Origin of the sequence: Caenibacillus caldisaponilyticus (assembly GCF_002003465.1) — a bacterium.
Taxonomy (GTDB): domain Bacteria; phylum Bacillota; class Bacilli; order Bacillales; family Sporolactobacillaceae; genus Caenibacillus; species Caenibacillus caldisaponilyticus.
On sequence record NZ_BDDQ01000024.1, the window covers coordinates 20,140 to 39,821 of the forward strand.

Here is a 19,682-nt window from a genome sequence, read left to right on the forward strand (position 1 = left end):
GGAGGTGAAACCCAATGGCAAAGCAAAAGGGCATGCAAAACGCCGGTACTAACGCTCAAGAAGTGAGAGCGCAAAACAGCGCTTCCGCTGCTGGTCAAAACCAAGCGGGTGGTCAATTCAAAACCGAATTCGCGAGCGAAACCAACGCTCAAGAAGTTCGCCAAAAGAATCAAAAGTCGCAACAACAAAAAGGGCAAAACCAACAATAACGCCACCTTGCGCAAGCGAAACTCCCTGTCTGTATAGGCAGGGAGCTTCGTTTATTATGAAAAGGTCGATCCGGCGGCGTGATCCGAAAACCATGCCGCGGCTTAGTAAAACGTCCGGAAGCGAGGCGGTCACGATAGTGCAAATGACAGCAGAAGGCCAGGAGACGGCTTTGCGTTGCCATTTTTGCCGTTTCCCCATACCGTCCCTTCCACGTTTGGAAGGTGGCCTTCCCGATATTGTATGCGGTCGGTAGTTTAAGCGTGTGCAAATATTCATTTTGCGTTACTATTAAACAAAACGGTTTTATAGAGTGGGGTGACGCGCGTGTGCGGACGTTTTACTTTGACGGCGGACCTCGATTTTCTCATTGAACGTTTTCAGATCGCCTATCCGGTCGCGTTTGAATATAAGACGCGTTACAACATCGCGCCATCGCAGGATGTGCCGGCCGTGATCCGCGGCGAGCGGGGCAATAAGTTGGGGACGTTGCGCTGGGGCTTGATTCCCTTTTGGGCAAAGGACCCGAGCGTTGGCTATAAGATGATCAACGCCCGTTCCGAAACGGCGGCGACGAAACCGAGTTTTCGGGAGGCGTTGCGCACCAAGCGCTGTTTGATCCTCGCCGACGGTTTTTATGAATGGAAAAAAGAAGGGCAGCGCAAACAACCGTATCGCATTTTTTTAAAGGGCGGCAAGCCCTTTGCTTTTGCCGGGCTTTGGTCTGTTTGGGAAAAAGGCGATGTGCACCTGGCGACGTGCACGATTTTGACGACGACGGCCAACGCGCTGCTCGCCGATCTTCACGACCGCATGCCCGTGATTTTGCCCGAGGAAGCGGAAGACGTCTGGCTGGATCCGCGCGCTTCATTCGACGACATCCGCGCGCTGTTAAAGAGCTATCCGGCCGACGCCATGGACTATTATCCGGTATCGGATGCCGTCAACTCCCCGAAGAACGATGACCGTTCGCTCATCGAGCCGCTCGGATGAACGCACGGGCGCTTCGCTCGCTGCCGCTGTTCCTCTTGTATATAATACTCCTTATGTGAGGAAGGTGTTGGGCGTTTGGAGGCGCTACGGGCAGGAAGCATCGTTGAAATCAGAAGCTATAAACACGGCGGAAAACTTCACCGCGTGTGGGAGAAAAACGCCGTTCTTTCCGCCGAGGAGCATGCGATCGTCACTTTCAACCATCGCGTTCGCGTCACGGAGGCCGATGGCAGCCACTGGTATACCAAGCAGCCGGCGATCGCCTATTTTGGACGCGAAGAATGGTTCAATGTCGTTGCCATTTTGGACGCAGACGGCCCGCCGACTTTCTATTGCAACCTCGCGTCGCCCGTTTCCGTGTCGCAGGGGGCGCTTCATTATACCGATTATGATTTGGATGTCGTTCTCATGCCGGACGGCGAGCGGCGCTTGTTGGATGAAGAAGAATTTATCTCGAATCAAAAAGCCTTGGCCTATCCGGAGGAAGTCGTGCGCGCGGTTCGCCGCGGGCTTGATCGGCTGTACCGGAAAATCGACGACGCGAGCGGCCCGTTTGCTCCGGATTTTATAGAAAAGTATTTGAAGAAGGTCAAACAACATGGTTGGTTAGGATGAATGGACGTGCATTCCGTTAGGCGTTATATGAAATTTGTCGCACCGTACTACAAGCAAATCCTCCTCACGATTATTATTGGCATTATCAAATTCGGCATTCCGTTGACCTTGCCGCTCTTATTAAAATACGTCATCGATGACATCATCATTGCCGATTTATCGGCGGAAGATAAAATTCATCGGCTGCTTTGGGTGATGGCCGCCGCCTTTTTCATTTTTATCGTCATCCGGCCGCCCATTGAGTATTTCCGGCAATATTTTGCCCAATGGACCGGCAATAAAGTGTTGTACGATATTCGCGACCGTTTGTTCGACCACATCCAGCGCCTCAGCCTGCGCTATTTTTCCAATCATAAATCGGGAGAAATCATTTCTCGGGTCATCAACGACGTCGAACAAACGAAAGAATTCGTCATCACGGGGTTAATGAATATATGGCTGGACATGACGACGATCCTCATCGCGTTGACGATCATGTTTTCGATGAACCCGTTGTTGACGCTCGTTGCGATCTCCATGTTCCCATTTTACGCCGCGGCGATCAAAGTCTTTTATTCGCGGCTGCGCCAATTGACGCGGGCGCGCTCGCAGGCGCTCGCCGAAGTGCAAGGGTTCTTGCACGAGCGCGTCCAAGGCATCCACGTTATCAAAAGCTTTGCGCTCGAAGATTACGAACAAGGTCAATTCGACCGGAAGAATGGCCGTTTTCTCCGGCGAGCGCTTGATCATACGTCGTGGAACGCGAAGACGTTCGCCGTCGTCAACACGGTCACGGACATCGCGCCGCTCGCCGTGATCGGCGTCGGCGCGTATGAAGTCATCACCGGTCGCATCGGCGAAATCGGGACGATCGTCGCGTTTTTCTCATACATGGACCGGTTGTATGAGCCGCTGCGCCGCCTCGTCAATTCCTCGACGACGTTGACGCAGTCGCTGGCCTCCATGGATCGGGTTTTTGAATTCATCGATGAGAAATACGATATCGTCGATCGCCCCGATGCCCGCCCCCTCGAGGACGTCAAGGGCGAAATCGCTTTTGAAAACGTATCGTTTCGTTATGAAGAAGGCGGTATGCCCGCGCTGCAAAACATCAATTTGCGCGTGCGCCAAGGGGAGACGATCGCGCTCGTCGGCATGAGCGGCGGCGGCAAATCGACGCTCGTCAGCCTGATTCCGCGCTTTTACGATGTCACGGAAGGGCGGATTACTCTGGACGGCCGCGATATTCGCGAATTCAAAGTCCGGAGCCTCCGCGACAAGATCGGCATGGTGTTGCAGGATACGATTCTGTTCAGCGATACGGTCCGCGCCAACATCAGAATGGGTAAGCCTGACGCGAGCGATGAAGAAATCATTCGCGCGGCGAAAGCGGCCAATGCCCACGACTTCATCATGCAGCTTCCGCAAGGCTACGACACACCGGTCGGCGAGCGCGGCGTCAAGTTGTCCGGCGGACAGAAACAGCGGATCGCGATCGCCCGCGTTTTTCTCAAAAACCCGCCGATCCTCATTCTTGACGAGGCGACGTCTGCCCTGGATTTAGAGAGCGAACACCTGATCCAAGAATCGTTCGAAGAGCTCGCCAAAAACCGGACGACGTTCATCGTCGCGCACCGGTTGGCGACGATCACGCACGCCGATCGCATCGTCGTCATTGAAAACGGCAAGATCGTGGAAATCGGCAACCATCGGGAATTGATGGCCCGCCGCGGCGTTTACCACGATCTTTTCCAAGTTCAGCAGTTGCAAAGCGAATAACATTCGGGCCGATGCCCCTCTTTCGCACCATAGTGCGGAAGGGGGGTTTTGTTTTTCATGCAGAAAACGTGCCGAAGATGGCCCTAAATGACAAAAATCTACAATAATCGACAAAATTAGCATAAAAATATTAAATATTTTTATTTGAAAAGAAGGAGAAATGCGTTTCGGGAAGAATATCTTTTATTACCGCTCATACAATGTAGCAATTTACGTTGGTCTAGCGGCGAAAGGAGGGGGCTTATTGAGCGAACCGATTTTGGCGGTGAAAGGGCTGAAGACGACTTTTTACACGGATGATGGACAGGTTCCGGCGGTGGACGGCGTCGATTTCTCCGTTCGTGCCGGAGAAATTCTCGGCATCGTCGGCGAATCGGGATGCGGCAAGAGCGTAACTTCGCTGTCTATCATGCGCTTGGTGTCCGCCCCCGGGAAAATTGTCGACGGACGGATTGTTTTCAACGGTGAAGACATCACGCACGCTTCGGAAAAGAGAATGCGGCAAATCCGCGGCGATGAAATGGCGATGATCTTCCAGGAGCCGATGACGTCCCTCAATCCCGTTTTGACCATCGGCCAACAGCTCGTCGAAGCGATCCGCATTCACCGCAAAACGTCCAAACGGGAAGCCGAAGCACAGGCGGCCGAATGGCTCAAGCTTGTCGGCTTGCCGCGGCCCAAGGACTTATTGAAAAGTTATCCGCACCAGTTGTCCGGAGGTATGCGCCAGCGCGTCATGATCGCCATGGCGATGGTTTGCGGTCCGAAGGTGCTGATCGCCGACGAACCGACCACGGCGCTGGATGTCACCATTCAGAAACAAATTTTAAATCTCATGAAAAAGCTGAACCGCGAAACGGGGACGGCCATTATTTTGATCACGCACGATTTGGGCGTCGTCGCCGAAATGTGCGATCGCGTCATCGTCATGTATGCGGGCAAAGTGGTGGAAGAAGGCCCCGTCAAAGCCATTTTCAAAAATCCGGCCCACCCCTATACAAAGGGGTTGCTGGCGTCGGTCCCCGACTTGAGGAACCGGAAAAAAAGGCTCTATTCCATTCCCGGCAACGTGCCCAAGCCGGGTGAAATTACAAACGGGTGCCCGTTTCATCCGCGCTGCGAATGGGCGATGGATCGATGCAGGGGGAGTTTGCCGGAGTGGGCGGCGCTCGGCGCCGGCCATCGGGCGCGTTGCTTCCTGCACGACATGAAGGACGGAATCGCGCCCGGAAAGGGGGAGAGCCATGGCGGAACCGCTGTTAACCGTTGAAGGTTTAAAAAAATATTATCCGATCGAAGGCGGCGTTTGGCGCAAGACGATCGGCTACGTCAAGGCGGTCGACGGCGTTTCATTTGAAGTTTTCAAAGGCGAGACGTTCGGGTTGGTCGGCGAGTCCGGATGCGGCAAGTCGACGACCGGGCGCGCGCTCATGCGCCTGATCGAGCCGACCGAAGGCCGCGTCGTATTTGCCGGTCAAGACATCACCGCGTTGGACAAACGGATGTTGAGAAAGCTGCGGAAAGACATTCAGATGATCTTTCAAGATCCGTTCGCTTCGCTGAATCCGCGACAGACGGTCGGCCAAATCATTGAGGAGCCGATGATCGTCCATAAGATCGGAACAAAAGCGGAACGGAAGAAGCGGGTGCGCGAGTTGCTCGAAGTGGTCGGGCTTTCAAGCGCCTATGCCGACCGTTATCCTCATCAGTTCAGCGGCGGACAGCGGCAGAGGATCGGCATCGCCCGCGCTTTGGCGGTCGATCCGAAACTGATCATCGCCGATGAACCCATCTCGGCGCTCGACGTGTCGATTCAATCGCAAGTGCTGAACCTTTTGCAAGATTTGCAGGAAGCCTTCGGATTGACCTTCCTGTTCATCGCCCACGACTTGAGCGCCGTTCATCACTTTGCCGACCGCGTCGGCGTCATGTACCTCGGCCGTTTGGTGGAGGTCGCCGAAAGCGATCGCTTGTACGCATCGCCAAAGCATCCTTACACGAAGGCGCTTTTGGCGTCCGTTCCGGTTCCCGATCCGGATTACAAAAGCGAAGGGGAAGTGCTTCAAGGAGATGTGCCGAATCCCGCGGATCCGCCTTCGGGCTGCGCCTTTCATCCGCGTTGTCCGTTCGCCACGGATCATTGCCGGCGCGTCCGTCCGGAACTGAAAACGGTCGAAGAAGAGCATCGGGTCGCTTGCCATCTTTATGCCTAAACCCGCGCCGTGCGATCCCGTTCCTTCGCGACCGGCGACGGTCATTGCGTTTGATGTCAATTGCGATCCGGCCTTATCTGCAGGCTATTGCCAATCGGAGGCGGCCGTTCGCATGGCAGATAAATCAGAGAATAATGAGGGGGAGACCGATGAAGAGATTTTTTTGGTTGGCTGTTGTCGTCATCGCCAGTTTAACGCTTGTCCTCAGCGGTTGTTCGTCGTCTTCGAGCGGGGATAAATCGAGTTCCGGCAACGAGAAAGGCGGCAATAAGGTCCTCGTCTTCGGACGCGGCGCCGACTCGACCTCGCTTGATCCAGCGGTCGTCACGGATGGCGAATCGTTGGGCGTAACCAAAAACATTTATGAAACGCTTGTGGAATACAAAGGGCAAACGACCGACGTCGGGCCCGGTCTCGCCGAATCGTGGGACATCAGCGCCGACGGCAAAACCTATACGTTCCATCTGCGCAAAGGCGTCAAATTCCACGACGGCACGGATTTCGATGCCGAGGCGGTCGTGTATAACTTCGACCGTTGGAAAAACGGCAATGATGAAGCCAAGTTCGCGTATTACGTTTCGATGTTCGGCGGCTTTGGCGACAAGAGCGTCATTCAAGAAACCAAAGCGATCGACAAGTATACGGTCGAGTTCAAATTGAAAACGCCGTTTGCGCCGTTTTTAAAAGACTTGGCGATGTCGCCGTTTGCGATCGCCAGCCCGAAGGCCATCAAGAAATACGGCGATAAGTACGGCGTGGATGCCGCCGTCGGCACCGGCCCGTTCAAACTCAAAGAATGGAAGCGCAAGGACACGATTACGCTCGTCAAAAACAAAGATTATTGGCAAAAAGGTAAGCCGAAGCTCGACGGTTTGATCTTTAAGGTGATTCCGGACAACACCGCCCGGCTGAACGCGTTGAAAAACGGGGAGATCGATTTGATGGACGGCGTCAACCCGAGCGATTTGAAAGACATAAAGAACAATAAAGACTTGCAAATCTTTTACCGCCCGCCGATGAACATCGGCTATCTCGGCTTCAACGTCGAGAAAAAACCGTTCGACAATCCACTCGTCCGCCAAGCGCTGAATGAAGCGGTGGACAAACAAGCGTTGATTGACGCGTTCTTCAACGGGACGGCCGAGCCGGCGAAAAACCCGATGCCCCCGAGCATCGGCGGGTATAATGACGCCGTTCAACCCTACGAGTTCAACCTCGACCATGCCAAAGAGCTGCTCAAAAAAGCCGGCTATCCGAACGGCTTTAAGACCGAATTGTGGACGATGCCGAACCCGCGGCCGTACATGCCCAATCCGGATAAAATCGCCGAAGCGATCGCCCACAATTTTAAAAAGATCGGTGTGGACGCCAAGATCCAAACCTTTGAATGGACGACTTACTTAGAAAAATTGGCGAAGGGCGAAGCGCCGATGTTTATGATCGGATGGACGGGCGACAACGGTGATGCCGACAACTTTATCTACACGCTGCTCTCGAGCGACGCGATCGGCAGCAACAACTATTCGCGGTACAGCAACAAACAAGTCGACAGCCTCCTGAAAAAGGCGCAAACGGTCACCGATGAAAACCAACGCCAAGAACTCTACAAGCAAGCCCAAGAAATCATCCATAAAGACGCGCCTTGGATTCCGCTTTTCCACACGAAACCGGCGCTCGTCGGAAAGAGCAACATCAAAGGCTATCAGCCGCATCCGACCGGTTCGGATTCATTCGTCGACGTCGATTTGGCCGACTGAGGCGGTGGGGCGCAAGGATGAGGGGAGGGCGTTCTCCCCTCTTTCCTTTTCAATGGCTCATGGCATTTGCGTTTAAGGTTGAAAAAACCGTTGCCGGAGCCGCTTCATGCTTCCAAAGCCGGAAAGGGGCGCGAGGACGGGCGTGATCAAAAGGCGGCGGTCGGCCGCACCGTCACCGCGTCGCAAACGGTTCCTGCCATCGTTCGTTGCAAGATTCGGAAAAGGGGTGAGCGCATGCTTGCTTATTCGATCAGAAGAATGATCGCTTTGATCCCGGTTTTGATCGGGATGTCGCTGATCGTTTTCGGCATTATCCGCGCGATTCCCGGCGATCCCGCGCTGGCGATTCTCGGACAAAAAGCGACGCCGGAGTCCCTTGAACAGCTGCGCCGATCCCTCGGATTGGACAAGCCGTGGTACTATCAATATTTTTCCTATGTTAAAGACTTGCTGAGCGGCGACCTCGGAACGTCGATCCGCTCGGGCGCGCCGATCAGCCGGGAAATCTGGCCGCATCTGGCGGCGACGATCGAACTGTCTTTTGTCGCGATGCTGATCGCCGTCGTCGTCGGCATCAACCTCGGCATCTTAAGCGCATGGAAACAAAATTCGGCAATCGACGTCATTTCAATGGTCATCGCGTTGGTCGGCGTCTCCATGCCGGTGTTCTGGCTCGGCCTTGTCGAGCAATGGGCGTTTTCGATCAAGCTCGGCTGGCTGCCGTCGATCGGGCGGGACGACATTCGCGACCCGGTCGCGGCGATTACGCATATTTATTTGCTTGACACGCTGCTTTCCGGCCGGCTCGACCAATTTTGGGAGGTCGTTCGCCACTTGGTGCTGCCGAGCATCGCGCTCGCCACGATTCCGATGGCGATCATCGCCCGAATGACGCGTTCGAGCATGCTGGAAGTCCTGCGATCCGACTACATCCGCACCGCCCGGGCGAAAGGGCAGAAGATGGTGTGGGTCGTGTACAAACATGCGCTGAAGAACGCCTTTATCCCGGTGTTGACGGTCATCGGCTTGCAGTCGGGGCTGCTCCTCGGCGGGGCGATTCTCACGGAAACGATCTTCGGTTGGCCGGGCATCGGCAGTTATATTTACGACGCCATCCAATTCCGGGATTATCCCGTCATCCAGTCGGGCATTCTTATCATCGCCCTGATGTTCGTTTTGGTCAACTTGATCGTCGACTTGTTGTACGCCGTGTTCGATCCGCGCATTAAATACAAATGAGAGAGGAGGGCTCGGGCGTGGAAACGATGCTTGAGCGTAAACCGGGTGCTCCGCAGCCCGCAAAAACCGCCGAAGCTTCTCTATGGTACGGCGCGTGGCGCGCATTAAAAAAGAACAAACTGGCCGTCATCGGGGCGTGCATCATCCTCGTCTTCATTCTTTGCGCGCTCCTCGCCCCTTTGCTGAAACCCGAAGGATTCGACGCGGAAAATCTGTCCGCCCGCCTGAAGCCGCCGTCCGGCGCGCATTGGTTCGGCACGGATGATTTCGGCCGCGATATTTTTACGAGAATACTCTATGGGGCGAGAATTTCGCTTTGGGTCGGGTTTTCATCCGTGACCGGAGCGATCATCGTCGGAACCGTGCTCGGCATATTGGCCGGTTTTTACGGCAGATGGATCGACATGATCATTTCGCGCCTGTTTGACATCATGCTCGCCTTTCCGAGCATCCTGCTTGCGATCGCCATCGTCGCGGTCCTCGGGCCGTCCTTGCAAAACGCGCTCATCGCGATCGCCACGGTCAACATTCCGAACTTCGGGCGCCTCGTCCGCTCAAAAGTGCTCAGCATCAAGGAAGAAGAATACATTCTCGCCGCGCGGGCGATCGGCATGAAGGATTCGCGCATTCTCCTGCGCCACATCTTGCCCAACAGCCTCGCGCCGATCATCGTCCAAGGCACCTTGAGCATCGCGACGGCGATTTTGGATGCGGCGGCGCTCGGTTTTCTCGGGCTCGGCGCTCAGCCGCCGCACCCGGAATGGGGCCGGATGCTGTCCGACAGCCGCCAATATATCACGGACGCCCCGTGGACGGTGATTTTTCCCGGCCTGGCGATCGCCTTGACGGTGCTCGGGTTCAACCTGCTCGGCGACGGCGTCCGGGATGCCTTGGATCCGAAGATGAAGAAGTGAACCGGCAGGAAAGGCACGCCGGGCGACAAACATATCATCGCGGGCGCTGGAAGGCGAACCTCTGCGCTCGGCATCAGGCTATAACACCTGAAAACGGTGGGTTTGCGGAGCCGACCGTAAGGAAAATCGCAAACACGCGGGCATCCACAGCCGATGCTTCGAAAAGAAGAAAAAACCGGGGTCTTGCAACCCCGGTTTTTTACAATTCTTCATCGTTATGAATGTCGACCTTGTTTTCGCGTTTGTGATAGGCTTGAAAGCTGTCGATCAGGCGGTCGAGGTGCTCGATTTGCTGGCCGTAATCAATGATCGCCGCGATCAGCGGGAAAAGATGCAGCCATTCCTCGCTTTCTTCATCTTTGTAACAGCGGATGAACTGATCGGTCAGCTTCGATTTTAATTGGAACGTCTTGCCGGGCGCCTCTTCCGCGTCCCGGACCTTTTTGTTTAAGCGCATGAGTATGCGCTCATGGGTCACCAGCATGCTCTCGATCCGCTCGTAAATGCCGTTTTTGAGATGAGGCGGCAAGTGGTGGAGCAGATGCTCGTTTTCATTCATCGTCCGCAGCAGTTCATACAGCTTGTTCATCGTCGTGATCATTTGCCGGAATATGACGGTTTTCCGATACTTGGCATAACGGTGTTTGCGCAAGTAACGGCGCTCATCGTTATACCAGAGAAAATATTGGCTGATTTTCATTTTTTGGTCTTGAAACTGCCGGAGTTCGTTTTTTATGGCCGCCCGTTCGGGAGCATGCTGAGCGAGCAGGCGGACCCATGTGAACAGCTTCGTCGTCTGGTTGACGATCATATGGTAGAGCCGATTTTCGTAATTCGGCGGCATGAAGGCGAGGTTGACGACGAAGGCCGCCAGCACGCCGATCATGATGAGCAAAAAGCGATTCAAGGCATAGATGAGCACCCCTTCGTCCGCCGGCGTTCCGCTCATAATGAGGATGACCGTCACCGTGCTCAAGGTGATGGTGCTCTGCAGCTTGAGCCGCAAGTGAATCGCGATGACGACGATGGCGGCAAACCCGATGGCGATCGGATGATTGCCGAGCATGGCGATGAACGCCGTCGCGACGACGGCGCCGATGATGTTGCCTTGAACGTTTTCAACGATCGTCTGCCAAGATCGGTAGACGGACGGTTGGATTGCAAAAGCGCTGGCCACGGCCGCCATCGAAACCGGTTGGAAGCCGAGCCACATGGATAAATAGATGGATAGCGTGATCGCTAAGCCCGTTTTGAGAATCCGGGCACCCAATTTCATGTAAACCTTTCCCTCTCCTTATAAAAACGTATTTCCAAGTTGAGAAACCCGATGGGTCTCCAAAGACTATACAACATCTCCGCACCCGTAATCAATGGCGCTGCGATGATAAAGGTTTAATGGCATGGGTGTACGGATGCCGGTGCTTGCGGCCGACCGCCTGATTATCGGTGAAGAGGGTCACGGTTTGATCGTTGTTCGCTTCATATTTAGCGGGACGGGTTCGGCCGAACGTCCGAGGCGACGGCGCCCCGGGTGGATCGCTTCCTCCGTCCGTTTTGAAAGGTGAACGTTAGCGGGTTAATTCGTAAAACGCGCGATCGACGGCATCGAGCGTGTCATCTATGTCTTTATCCGTATGGGCGGTGGTGATGAACCACGCTTCGTATTTCGACGGGGCGAGGTTAATGCCGTTTTTCAACATCGCTTTAAAGAAGCGGCCGAAAAGCTCACCGTCCGTATTCTGCGCGTCTTCATAATTTTTCACGGGGTGATCGGAGAAATAGAGCGTCATGGCGCCTTTGAGGCGATTGATGACGATCGGCAGGCCGTATTTTCGATTGATTTCATAAATGCCGTTTTCCAAACGGGCGCCCAGCCGGTCGAGTTCTTCGTACACCCCGGGTTGTTCCAACACTTCGAGACAGGCGATCCCGGCGGACATCGAAGCCGGGTTGCCGGCCATCGTACCGGCCTGATAGGCGGGGCCGAGCGGCGCCACTTCTTCCATGATGTCTTGGCGGCCGCCGTACGCCCCGATCGGCAGCCCGCCGCCGATGATTTTGCCGAGCGCCGTCATGTCCGGCTCGATCTGGAGCAGGTTTTGTGCGCCTCCGTACATAAAGCGGAAGGCGGTGATGACTTCGTCGTAGATGACGAGGGAACCGGCGCCGTGGGCGATTTCGTGAATCGCTTCAAGGAAGCCGGGTTCCGGCATGACGATGCCAAAGTTGCCGACGATCGGTTCGACGAGAACGGCCGCGATTTCTTTTCCCCAGTGAGCGAACGCCTCTTTTAGAGAATCCGGATCGTTATACGGCACCGTGATGACTTCCTCGGCGATGTTCTTCGTCACCCCGGCGGAATCCGGCGTACCGAGCGTGGACGGGCCGGAACCGGCGGCGACGAGGACGAGATCCGAGTGGCCGTGATAACAGCCGGCAAATTTTAAAATTTTGTCACGGCCCGTGTACGCCCGAGCGACGCGAATCGTCGTCATCACCGCTTCAGTACCGGAGTTGACGAACCGTATCCTCTCCAAAGACGGGATGGCGGCGCGCAGTTTTTTGGCGAATTCGACTTCAAGCCGGGTCGGCGTGCCGTAGAGCACCCCGTTTTCCGCCGCTTTTTGGATGGCACGCGTGATGTGGGGATGGGCGTGTCCGGTGATGATCGGGCCGTAGGCGGCCAAATAATCGATGTAACGATTGCCGTCCGCATCCCAGAAGTAGGCGCCTTGGGCCCGTTCCATGAACACGGGGGCGCCGCCACCGACCGCTTTATAAGACCGCGAAGGGCTGTTGACGCCGCCAACAATCACCTTTTGCGCTTCCTCATACAGTTTTTCGGACGCTTCGAATGTGTACATGACCGTTCATCCTTCCTTTTTTCTCTTCCATTAGGCGCATATCTGGCGGCACATGCGCCGTCAAAGAGTTGTGTATTCATGGTTTCTTCCCTCTATGCTTCCAAAGGAAGAAAAAAAGCCGACATCTCAGTCGGCACTCGCAGATCCCGGATTTGACATGAACATTATCCTGCATTTGTACGGATTTGACAAGGTCGGCGCTTTTCTAGATTAGGGGGTGAGGCGGTCCCGGGTGAAAAAGGGACGTGACGTCTATCATAGACGGCACCTCGGGGAATATCATATAAAGGGACCGCAGGCGGTTGCCTGAGGTCCACAACGGTTTCACGGGCGGGCCTGTGTGAATAGGCCGCCCGGTTGGCTCGTGTGAGGAACCCCCGGATGGCCTATTTGCGCTTTGTTTGTGACAGTACGGCCACAAGAGCGCCAAACGCTATCATGAGAGATAACGCTTCGAATACTGTCATTGGCCTCACCCCCGAACGTGACAGGCCGCCCGTATCCGTTGTATTCCCATCATAGCACGTCGTGAATGGGAATTTTATCCGTCCTTTGTTTCGTTTTCGGGATGAGCCCCGCGTGGGGATTTCGGCGGTGTATGGGTTGTTCGGATGAGGCGCTCCGGATTTCCAACAAGCCATTTCTTCCATTTTTCTGTGGCTTTGGTCTCATAGAATGCATGTTTTCGCGCCATATGGGGGTGGAGGTGACCATACAGCTCTGGATGATGATGAGGACGGTTTCCGACTAAAGTCGCATGACGATCAAAGCGTCGTGAAATGCGCGTCTATCCGGATGAGCCAAACGGCTCAGGCGCGTAAAATTTTTAAAAAATGATGAAGAATGCGGGCGGTCAATCCCCAAATGGTGTGGTCCCGATAATGATAGAACAGCTCGATGATTTGCCTTTCCCGCCATTGATAGGCCTTGCCGCCGACGATTTTTTCAAATGGAAAACCGTCTTCCGGCAGCGGTTGGAGTTTGACGGCATAGCGCTCGGGCTCGGTCTTTAATAACCAATCGAGCGGGACGGTAAAGAGGGTCTCGACTTCAGCGCTGGGGGTAAAGGTTTCGGTTTGAAGGCAGGCGACATACGGATGCACGATGAGTTGGGATGAAGGAAGGTAACGGCCGAGCGTGCCGACCACGAAGAGATCTTCCGGTCGGATGCCGAGTTCTTCGCACGTTTCCCGAATCGCGGCTTCCCGCGGCGAGCGATCGGTGGCTTCCATTTTTCCGCCCGGAAAACAAATATCGCCGGGTTGGCTTCTTAATTGACGGGATCGTTCTTCAAACAGGATGTGCCAATGCCCTTCCCTTAGGATGAGCGGGATGAGGACAGCGGCTTTGACCATTTCATTTTCACCGATCAAATCCTCGGCTTTAATGGCGCTTATCCGTTTTGATATTTCCGCAATATTCATTTTTACACATCCTTTGCCTAACCTCTACACAAGGCCATGCGGTATAACGGAACGTGAGAACTACCGTTAGTATAATGCGGCCCCTCGCTTTTGTAAAACCCGTCAAATAAATGGAGTTGTCCCTCGATGACGGGGATTTCCTCGGGTTTCGTCTTCTTTTTTTGGTTCTGCTATTTTATGTGTGCCTCAGTTATGATGAATTTCCGAAATGAAAGATTTCAGCTGCATCAAAGTGTTTTGTTTGTCTAAGCGTTATACTTTTGCGAAAATGAAAGCAAAGATGAGTGGGCCAATGGCCAGATCGGCATAATATGAAGGGGTGAAAGTGTGTGAAAGCGATTGTTCATGAAGGGCAACCGGGCTTTTCCGGTTTGAAATTTGCGGAAATCCCGTCTCCGGCCGTCAAACCCGGAACCGTTAAAGTCCGTTTGAAAACGGCCGGGTTAAATCACCGCGATCTGTTTACGCTCGTGCGTCACAAGGCGGATGCGGGCCCCCTCGTCATCGGTTCCGACGGGGCCGGGATCGTCGAAGAAATCGGAGAAGGTGTCTCCGGTTTCCAAAAAGGCGACGAAGTCGTCATCATTCCGAGCCTCGGATGGCGGAAAAAATCGGCGGCGCCCCCCGAAGGATTTGAAATTCTCGGACTGCCGGATGATGGCACCTTCGCCGAGGAGATCGTGGTGCCGGCGGAAAATCTCGCACCGAAACCGCATCACCTCAGCTGGGAGCAAGCCGGTGTCGTTATGTTGGGCGCGCTGACCGCTTATCGGGCGCTCGTCACGCGCGCACACGTGGCGGCGGGACAAACCGTGCTCATTCCCGGCGTCGGCGGCGGTGTCGCCACGCTGCTCATTCAAATGGCGAAAGCGCTTGGGGCCAAGGTGATCGTCACGTCGCGCAGTTCCGATAAAAGGGAAAAAGCTTTGGCCCTCGGCGCCGATCGCGCGATTGACTCGAACGGGGATTGGCAGGAAGCGTTACCGGGCGAAAAGGTCGATGTCGTCATCGAGAGCGTCGGAGCGGCGACGTTTGAAAAATCGTTGTCTCTGTTAAAGCCGGGCGGGATCATCGTCGTATTCGGCGCCTCCGCGGGCGATGTTGTCCCGTTGAATCTCCGCAATTTCTTTTACGGCCAATATACCTTGATCGGTTCGACGATGGGCAGCATCGAAGAAGCGCATGAATGCTTGCGATTTATGGAAGAACATCGGATCGCCCCCGTCATCGACAGCGTCTTTCCGCTCCGGGAAGCTGAAGCGGCGCTTCGGAAGCTGGAGCGCGGCGAACAATTCGGAAAAATCGCGTTGAAAATCGCCGATTGACCGTTTGCCCCGCTTTAAAATAAAACGGATCGATACGCGGAGCGGTCGGTGCCTCAACCGCGGATCGAGCGATTCCCGTTGGCGCGGCCGCTGCACATCCCCATCGATCCGTACATTTTCGCTTTTAAAAACAATCCTTTTAAGGAGGTTCCCGCCAATGTTGGAAGTGGGAGACAAAGCGCCGGATTTTACGTTGAAATCAACGACCGGCGAAGAAATATCGCTTTCGGATTTTCGTGGAAAAAATGTCGTGCTCTATTTTTATCCCAAAGACATGACGCCGGGGTGCACGACCGAGGCTTGTGATTTCCGCGATCAGCATGCGGGTTTTGCCGAATTGAATACGGTCGTGCTCGGAGTGAGCCCCGACCCCGTGGAAAAACACCAACAATTCACGGCCAAACACAATCTTCCGTTTCCGCTTTTGGCCGACGTCGATCATGCCGTCGCCGAGAAATACGGAGCGTGGCAGCTTAAGAAAAATTTCGGGAAGGAATACATGGGGATTCAACGTTCCACGTTCGTCATCGATAAAGACGGACGGATTGCCAAAGTATGGCCGAAGGTCAAAGTCGACGGCCATGTCCAAGAAGTTTTGCAATTCGTAGAAGAACATCTCCAATAAAAAAGCCTGCGGAATAATCCTCCCAATCAAAAGAGCGCGGAAAATGCGGGAGCCGCTGGCTCCGCTTTTCTCTAAAGAAAAGAGCTGCGGCTCAAACCGCTTTTTTGCGATGGCGAGGAGATTTCCTCTATTTTTCGATTTTCAGCTTGAGCGCGTGGGCTGCGATCCGGCACATGCGCTGCTTCGCGTTTCACCATGAGTTGATGCGCCAACCGCAGACGCTAAGGGCCATAATGGAAAGGAAAGCCGGAGCAACCGGTCATTCGATCGCAACTTGCGGGCGATTCGCTTCATTTATGGTTCTATAATCTTGCCAGCGATCATTTAATGGGGTGAAGAAGTTTGAAAATCGTTTCGAGTGCGCCGATACGAGCGGATTTAAGAGAGCGCCTTCAGGACGGTTATCCGCAACTTTCTTTTTGCTTTCACACGAATATTCATGAGGCGGCTGCCGATTTGCGGGACGCGGACGTCTTGATCACATATGGAGAAGATTTGACGCCGGAAATGGTGAAACGTGCGGAGCACTTAAAGTGGATCATGGTGATTTCCGCCGGGCTCGATCGGCTGCCGTTTTCGGCGATCAAGGAAAAAGGAATCATGGTGACCAATGCCCGCGGCATACATAAAATTCCGATGGCGGAATATGTGTTTGCGGCCATCTTGCAATGGGCGAAAAAGACCAAAAAATGGAACGAACAGCAAGCTAACCACCATTGGGACAAATATGGGGTGAAAATGGAGGAAATCACCGGCCAGCCCATCGCCATCATCGGTGCCGGCGCGATCGGCGGGGAAATCGCCCGGCTGGCCAAAGCGTTCCGCATGCCAACCTACGGCGTGAACCGCAGCGGACGTCCAGCCGAATACATCGATCACATGTTTAAAACGGATCGAATGAACGAGGCGTTGAAAGAAGCCAAATACGTCGTCGCGGTTTTGCCGCAGACGAAGGAAACCGTCGCTCTGATCGGCCGCGACCAGTTTCGCGCCATGCGTAAGGATGCGCTTTTCATCAATATTGGGCGCGGGAAAACCGTTGACCAAGCGGCGTTGCTTGAAGCGTTGAAAACCGGAGAGATTGCGGGTGCCGTGTTGGACGTATTTGAGGAAGAACCGCTTGATCCCGGCCATCCGTTTTGGGACATGGAAAACGTGACGGTCACCCCGCATTTTTCATCAATTACAAGCGAGTATCAACCTCGGGCGCTCGCGATCTTTGAACAAAATTTGGACGCCTATCTAGCCGGCCGCCGCGATCTGATCAATCTGATCGACTTGGACAGGGGGTATTGAAATGGCCCGGATCTATACGCGTTCCGGCGACAAAGGAACGACGTCATTAGTGTACGGAAAACGGGTGTCGAAAGCGGATCCGCGCGTCGAGGCTTATGGGACGTGCGATGAGGCGAATTCCATGATCGGATTGGCGCTGAGTTTTTTGAAAGCGGTCGATTTCGAAGGAAAACAACGGTTTTTATCCGTCATGCATGGCGTGCAAACGACGCTCTTCCACGTCGGCGCGGAATTGGCCACGCCCGAAGGAAAAGACGTGCATTGGAAAGTCAGCGAAGAGCACGTTAAGGAATTGGAAACCATAATCGATGAATGGGACGCAAAGCTTCCCCCGCTGAAGCAGTTCATTTTGCCGGGCGGGAGCCAGGCCGGAGCCGCCTTGCACGTCGCACGCACGATAGTTCGGCGGGCGGAACGGCTCGCGGTCAAAATCGAAGAAACCATCAATCCGTTGGCGCTGTCCTATTTAAACCGCCTTTCCGATTTTCTCTTTGTTGCGGCGCGATACGTGAACCATAAATTAAACGCCGCGGAATCGGTACTTCATCAATGAGGAGAAACTTGGTTCTCGATTTTTTAGTTCGATGCGTTTGGAAGCGGCGTGAAGCGACGACCAAAATTGACAGACCGACAATATATGTATACAATTGAAATAGCAAATTATAAACATTATCATTTAATAATGGTACCCTTCTTCAGAGGGAGGTGGCAGGGCGATGACAAACGGTCGAATTCGAGAAGCGATCAAAACGCTGAGACAATCAGGCGTCCGTATTACCCCACAACGGCATGCCATTTTGGAATATTTGATCGTCTCCATGTCTCACCCGACCGCGGATGAGATCTATAAAGCGCTCGAATCGAGATTTCCAAACATGAGCGTCGCGACGGTATACAATAATTTGCGGGTGTTCAAAAAGGTCGGATTGGTCAAAGAGCTGACTTACGGCGACTCGTCAAGCCGCTTTGATTTCGCCACATCCGATCATTATCATATCATTTGCGAATCCTGCGGCAAAATTGTTGATTTTCACTATCCGGGTCTCGATGAAGTGGAGACCGTCGCTGAGCATGTCACCGGTTTTTCGGTGAATCATCACCGCATGGAAGTTTACGGTACTTGCCCGGATTGCCAAGAAAAAGCGGTCAAAAATTGACCGGCCGTAGAGCGGTCACTGGAAATAGCGGCCACAAACCGGCTGGATAAAACGAAGAGGTTGTCGAGCGGCGCGGCGAAACCGCCCGTGACAACCTCTTTTTTATGTCAACGGATCGCGCCGTTCGCCGCAAATTCGATTGAATGGGAATATGCGGTCCATCGGCTGATCCCTGCGCCGTTCAGCGTTTCTTTATTATCCTTTGTGGCGCTGTTCATTTTTTTTGGCTGAAAGGTAACTCTTCCGATTGTATTTTTTATCGAAAGGTTTCCCTTCCAATTCGGGATCCAAGGTTAACGGTTCGTTGCAAAACATGCACAAATCGACGCGCCCGAGGATTTTCGTCGGCCGCCCGCAATTCGGACAGATGACTTGTACGGTTTTCACGGACAACATGCCCACCCAAAGGTAGACGAAAGAACTTAGAAAAACCGAAAGAAAACCGAGGATCATCAAGATGGTCATCAAGATGGGATGATTTTTAAAAAGCAGCGCAACATACATGATGAAAACGCCGAGGAAAACAAGAATTAAAGCAAAGTTGCGAAATTTATTGACCTTGCTCGTTTTTTTGAAGAACATGCGACCGACCTCCTTGTTAAAGTATACCATAGTTAAACGAAAGCGTTTCAACCTCAGGGCGCTGCGCATGTTCGACAAACGGGACCTTGCGCCTGAGACGCCAACGACCATTCAAAATCGTTCTTTTAAACGAGTCCATGCATGAAAAACAATAGGAGCGCCGTTGCCTTTATTTCTTTTTTTAATCCAGCTTCGACAAGATGCGTTTCAACGGCACTCACAATAAAAGGAAATTATTACCATAAAAAATCGTGTCGATCCCCTTGACGATAAAAAAGATGCGTGTTAAATTTTATATCGTTGTTGCGGCGGACGACGCCGCAAACGATTCGAAAAAGGTTTTGCGATAAACCCTCTGTCAAGCGTCAGTGAAAATGTCATACTAACGCGTCAGTGAATATGTCACTGATATATTTACTTTGACCTCAGTTCATTCAAGCCGGTTTCAGTTCCTTTGAATTCGTGGGCCTATATTTGCGCCAAGGATGATCAGGTCCTGGCTTGTACGATTTCTTTTCTGAGCTCTCCTTTTTCTTTTCAGGAGTTTTTGCCGCTTTGTTCCGGGTTGCTTCCATCAAGGGGTAGGGCTTACCTTTGTACCAGACAAACAGTCTGCCATCCAGCGTTTTTCGGACTTCCACCGGCGTTTTGGCCGGAATGGTTGGACTGGAATTTGGGACGTCGAGGATGTACGTTTTTCCTCGGTAGGAGAT

The 19,682-nt window shown here is 53.6% G+C and carries 19 protein-coding genes and 1 pseudogene; 14 read left to right on the forward strand and 6 right to left on the reverse strand.

The genetic code is table 11. The features are described from left to right. Positions 1-14 precede the first annotated feature (14 nt). The 9 genes from CCB157_RS08030 (at position 15) to nikC (ending at position 9,696) form a co-directional block, all read left to right on the forward strand. Complete coding sequence (locus CCB157_RS08030) at positions 15-209, forward strand: gamma-type small acid-soluble spore protein (RefSeq protein WP_077615394.1); 195 nt, start codon at positions 15-17, stop codon at positions 207-209. 325 nt (positions 210-534) lie between these two features. Next, entirely contained in the window at positions 535-1,200 is a 666-nt protein-coding gene (locus CCB157_RS08035) for an SOS response-associated peptidase (RefSeq protein WP_077615395.1), read from the forward strand. Positions 1,201-1,275: 75 nt separating this feature from the next. Beyond that, on the forward strand, positions 1,276-1,815 hold the full coding sequence (locus CCB157_RS08040; protein WP_077615396.1) for a DUF402 domain-containing protein: 540 nt from the start codon (positions 1,276-1,278) through the stop codon (positions 1,813-1,815). A 6-nt stretch (positions 1,816-1,821) separates the two neighbouring features. Continuing rightward, the gene (locus tag CCB157_RS08045) at positions 1,822-3,573 is read left to right on the forward strand and encodes an ABC transporter ATP-binding protein (protein WP_077615411.1); all 1,752 of its coding nucleotides are present in this window, start codon (positions 1,822-1,824) and stop codon (positions 3,571-3,573) included. 244 nt (positions 3,574-3,817) lie between these two features. Next, positions 3,818-4,843, forward strand: coding sequence for an ABC transporter ATP-binding protein (locus CCB157_RS08050; protein WP_143286975.1), 1,026 nt, complete (start codon positions 3,818-3,820; stop codon positions 4,841-4,843). Continuing rightward, on the forward strand, positions 4,818-5,786 hold the full coding sequence (locus tag CCB157_RS08055; protein WP_077615397.1) for an ABC transporter ATP-binding protein: 969 nt from the start codon (positions 4,818-4,820) through the stop codon (positions 5,784-5,786). The genes CCB157_RS08050 and CCB157_RS08055 overlap by 26 nt, the downstream gene beginning before the upstream one ends. Before the next feature lie 149 nt (positions 5,787-5,935). Beyond that, on the forward strand, positions 5,936-7,543 hold the full coding sequence (locus CCB157_RS08060) for an ABC transporter substrate-binding protein (RefSeq protein WP_077615398.1): 1,608 nt from the start codon (positions 5,936-5,938) through the stop codon (positions 7,541-7,543). A 234-nt stretch (positions 7,544-7,777) separates the two neighbouring features. Then, entirely contained in the window at positions 7,778-8,782 is a 1,005-nt protein-coding gene (locus CCB157_RS08065) for an ABC transporter permease (RefSeq protein ID WP_077615413.1), read from the forward strand. Positions 8,783-8,808: 26 nt separating this feature from the next. After that, entirely contained in the window at positions 8,809-9,696 is an 888-nt protein-coding gene (nikC, locus tag CCB157_RS08070) for a nickel transporter permease (RefSeq protein ID WP_077615414.1), read from the forward strand. Between the two features lie 199 nt (positions 9,697-9,895). Here nikC and CCB157_RS08075 read toward each other — a convergent pair whose 3' ends face one another. From CCB157_RS08075 to CCB157_RS08085, 4 genes are all read right to left on the reverse strand, one after another. After that, positions 9,896-10,972, reverse strand: coding sequence for an FUSC family protein (locus CCB157_RS08075; RefSeq protein WP_077615399.1), 1,077 nt, complete (start codon positions 10,970-10,972; stop codon positions 9,896-9,898). A gap of 292 nt (positions 10,973-11,264) precedes the next feature. Then, the gene (locus CCB157_RS08080; RefSeq protein WP_077615400.1) at positions 11,265-12,560 is read right to left on the reverse strand and encodes a glutamate-1-semialdehyde 2,1-aminomutase; all 1,296 of its coding nucleotides are present in this window, start codon (positions 12,558-12,560) and stop codon (positions 11,265-11,267) included. Between the two features lie 386 nt (positions 12,561-12,946). Beyond that, on the reverse strand, positions 12,947-13,210 hold the full coding sequence (locus tag CCB157_RS18330) for a putative holin-like toxin (RefSeq protein ID WP_369688665.1): 264 nt from the start codon (positions 13,208-13,210) through the stop codon (positions 12,947-12,949). Positions 13,211-13,369: 159 nt separating this feature from the next. Next, entirely contained in the window at positions 13,370-13,984 is a 615-nt protein-coding gene (locus CCB157_RS08085) for an NUDIX hydrolase (protein ID WP_077615401.1), read from the reverse strand. A 329-nt stretch (positions 13,985-14,313) separates the two neighbouring features. On the opposite strand from CCB157_RS08085, the gene CCB157_RS08090 reads away from it, so the two are divergent. The 5 genes from CCB157_RS08090 to perR all read left to right on the forward strand — a co-directional run bounded on the left by CCB157_RS08090 (position 14,314) and on the right by perR (position 18,387). Further along, positions 14,314-15,309 carry a zinc-binding dehydrogenase gene (locus CCB157_RS08090; RefSeq protein ID WP_077615402.1) on the forward strand — a complete coding sequence of 332 codons (996 nt, stop codon included), beginning with the start codon at positions 14,314-14,316 and terminating at the stop codon, positions 15,307-15,309. Positions 15,310-15,466: 157 nt separating this feature from the next. Continuing rightward, the gene (gene bcp / locus CCB157_RS08095) at positions 15,467-15,934 is read left to right on the forward strand and encodes a thioredoxin-dependent thiol peroxidase (RefSeq protein ID WP_077615403.1); all 468 of its coding nucleotides are present in this window, start codon (positions 15,467-15,469) and stop codon (positions 15,932-15,934) included. 342 nt (positions 15,935-16,276) lie between these two features. Further along, positions 16,277-17,230 carry a D-2-hydroxyacid dehydrogenase gene (locus CCB157_RS08100; protein ID WP_077615404.1) on the forward strand — a complete coding sequence of 318 codons (954 nt, stop codon included), beginning with the start codon at positions 16,277-16,279 and terminating at the stop codon, positions 17,228-17,230. Between the two features lies 1 nt (position 17,231). Then, a complete protein-coding gene (locus CCB157_RS08105; protein ID WP_077615405.1) occupies positions 17,232-17,783 on the forward strand; it encodes a cob(I)yrinic acid a,c-diamide adenosyltransferase in 552 nt (183 codons plus the stop codon). A 163-nt stretch (positions 17,784-17,946) separates the two neighbouring features. Next, positions 17,947-18,387 (forward strand): peroxide-responsive transcriptional repressor PerR, encoded by a 441-nt coding sequence (perR, locus tag CCB157_RS08110; RefSeq protein WP_077615406.1) that lies wholly within the window; start codon positions 17,947-17,949, stop codon positions 18,385-18,387. A 195-nt stretch (positions 18,388-18,582) separates the two neighbouring features. Here perR and CCB157_RS08115 read toward each other — a convergent pair whose 3' ends face one another. Beyond that, a complete protein-coding gene (locus CCB157_RS08115; RefSeq protein ID WP_077615407.1) occupies positions 18,583-18,969 on the reverse strand; it encodes a YgzB family protein in 387 nt (128 codons plus the stop codon). Between the two features lie 434 nt (positions 18,970-19,403). Further along, a pseudogene (locus CCB157_RS17610) lies at positions 19,404-19,682 on the reverse strand (ISNCY family transposase); the annotation flags it as partial.

Bases quoted from the DNA above. Each gene is read 5' to 3' on its own strand.
- CCB157_RS08030 (WP_077615394.1), top strand. From the start codon at position 15: ATGGCAAAGCAAAAGGGCATGCAAAACGCCGGTACTAACGCTCAAGAA.
- CCB157_RS08055 (WP_077615397.1), top strand. From the start codon at position 4,818: ATGGCGGAACCGCTGTTAACCGTTGAAGGTTTAAAAAAATATTATCCG.
- CCB157_RS08060 (WP_077615398.1), top strand. From the start codon at position 5,936: ATGAAGAGATTTTTTTGGTTGGCTGTTGTCGTCATCGCCAGTTTAACG.
- CCB157_RS08065 (WP_077615413.1), top strand. From the start codon at position 7,778: ATGCTTGCTTATTCGATCAGAAGAATGATCGCTTTGATCCCGGTTTTG.
- nikC (WP_077615414.1), top strand. From the start codon at position 8,809: ATGCTTGAGCGTAAACCGGGTGCTCCGCAGCCCGCAAAAACCGCCGAA.
- CCB157_RS08075 (WP_077615399.1), bottom strand. From the start codon at position 10,972: ATGAAATTGGGTGCCCGGATTCTCAAAACGGGCTTAGCGATCACGCTA.
- CCB157_RS08080 (WP_077615400.1), bottom strand. From the start codon at position 12,560: ATGTACACATTCGAAGCGTCCGAAAAACTGTATGAGGAAGCGCAAAAG.
- CCB157_RS18330 (WP_369688665.1), bottom strand. From the start codon at position 13,210: ATGGAAGAAATGGCTTGTTGGAAATCCGGAGCGCCTCATCCGAACAAC.
- CCB157_RS08085 (WP_077615401.1), bottom strand. From the start codon at position 13,984: ATGAATATTGCGGAAATATCAAAACGGATAAGCGCCATTAAAGCCGAG.
- bcp (WP_077615403.1), top strand. From the start codon at position 15,467: ATGTTGGAAGTGGGAGACAAAGCGCCGGATTTTACGTTGAAATCAACG.
- CCB157_RS08105 (WP_077615405.1), top strand. From the start codon at position 17,232: ATGGCCCGGATCTATACGCGTTCCGGCGACAAAGGAACGACGTCATTA.
- perR (WP_077615406.1), top strand. From the start codon at position 17,947: ATGACAAACGGTCGAATTCGAGAAGCGATCAAAACGCTGAGACAATCA.
- CCB157_RS08115 (WP_077615407.1), bottom strand. From the start codon at position 18,969: ATGTTCTTCAAAAAAACGAGCAAGGTCAATAAATTTCGCAACTTTGCT.